Annotated in this window: 2 protein-coding genes; one reads left to right on the top strand and one right to left on the bottom strand. The window is 77.5% G+C overall.

Annotation, left to right across the window (positions count from 1 at the left end):
* On the top strand, positions 1-1,318 hold a 1,318-nt coding region (locus tag J1M41_RS08655), incomplete at its 5' end, for a DUF6350 family protein (protein ID WP_241247860.1).
* Between the two features lie 10 nt (positions 1,319-1,328).
* On the opposite strand, the gene J1M41_RS08650 is transcribed toward J1M41_RS08655, so the two are convergent.
* Positions 1,329-1,730: hypothetical protein (locus tag J1M41_RS08650; protein WP_206451575.1), on the bottom strand; the 402-nt coding region annotated here is incomplete at its 5' end.

Raw genomic sequence — 1,730 nt, 5'->3', positions numbered from 1 at the left:
GCCGCTGTGGCTGCAGGGGGTGGTCGAGGCGCTCGTCACGGCGATGATCAGCCTGCTCGCGGTCACGGTCCCCACCCTCGCGGTGTGGGCCACGGGCGGGTTCGAGCGGCCGACCATCGAGGGCGCGGTCCAGGTGGGCGGCGTCCTATGGCTGGCCCTGCACGCGGTGCCCGTCACCGTGGCCACGGCCATGCCCACCGCGCCGGATCACCTCATCACCGGCACGGCGTGGCTCGTGCCGTGGGGCCTGACCCTGCTCCCGCTCGCGCTGTCCTGGCGGGCCGGCCGGCGCCTGGCGCGCGCGTCCTACCGAGACCAGGCGTGGCAGGCCCTCGTGGGCGCGGTGGGGGCCTACGCCCTGGTGGGGCTGGCCGTCGCGTTCCTGCCCGGCACCGACGAGCTGACGGTCCACCCCGCCCCGGCGGCGCTGCTGCCCGCCCTGCTCTTCGGCGTCGCCGCCCTCGCGGGGGCGCGGCGCGAGGCCGGCACCTGGGCGCACCTGATCGGCCTGGACCTCACGGAGCGGATCTCGCGGCGGTCGCAGTACGAACGCTGGGCCGGCTCGTATGCGTGGTCCGTGGTGCGCGCCGCGGCCGTCGCCGTGCTCGCCCTGACGGGCCTGAACGCGCTGCTCGTGGCGGGGCGGCTGGCCGTCGAGTGGACCGCCGTCGTCACCGTGGCCCAGGCGATCGGGGGCGGCCCGCTGGGCGGCCTGCTGCTGGCGCTGCTGCAGATCGGCTGGCTGCCCACGTTCACCGCGTGGTCGATCGCGTGGACGGCGGGCCCGGGGTTCTCCGTGGGCGCGGACAGCCTCTACTCCGTGTTCGGCGCGACGCCGGCCACCGCGCCCGCCCTCCCGGCGCTGGGTGCGCTGCCCGGGACGTGGTCGCCGTGGCAGCTGCTCCTGCTGGCCGTGCCGATCGGCGCCGGCGCCGTGGCCGGCGTGTGGCTGCTGCGGGAGGGGGAGAACCACCTCGACGACTGGCTGCACACCCGCCACGGCAGCCGCGCGGTGTCCCTGACGCTGTCCACGCTGGCCCTGGCCGTGCTCACCGGACTGCTCACGGGGCTGCTGCTGCTCGTGCCGCTGGCCCTCACCTCCGGGACGCTCGGGCTCGGCACGCTGACGGACATCGGCTCCCACGTCTGGGCGGTGTGCGCCGCCGTCGCCGGGTGGGTCGCGCTGGGCTGCGCGGCCGGCTACCTCACCGCCCTGGCCGTGGCCGGGCACCGGGACGGGACGACGGCGGTGCCGCGGTCCGGCGACCGCGCCTCGGGCCTGCGCGACCGGCCGTCCCCGCGCCGGGCGCGGGACTGACGCCCGCGGCTCAGGGCCGCAGCTGGGGCACCCCCGTGCGCTCCTCCACCTGACGGGTGAACTCGTCCGCGCACGCCTGCTGCGCCCGCACGGTGAGCGCGGAGGCGCTGCACTGCTCGAGCTGGACCGTCGCGTCCCACGCGAGCAGCGGCAGCGCCGCCGTCGTCATGCCCATCAGCGCCATCGCCATGCCGGCGGACGCCACCGCGCGGGGCAGCCCCGAGCGCTCGGCGCCGCGGCTCGTGACCCACACGCGCACGCCGAGCACGAGGGCGACCAGCCCCAGCGCGAGGGCGATCAGCTTCCACGGCAGCACGAGGGAGAAGGAGAGCACCATCCCCAGCAGCGCCACGGACTGCCACAGCAGGGCACGGCCGGTGCGGACGCGGCCGGGGTCCGGGGCGCCCTGCGG

The sequence above is a fragment of the Micrococcus sp. KRD096 genome, assembly GCF_017168495.1.
Classification (GTDB): Bacteria; Actinomycetota; Actinomycetes; order Actinomycetales; family Micrococcaceae; genus Micrococcus; species Micrococcus luteus.
This window is presented reverse-complemented; position numbering and strand designations above follow the sequence as displayed.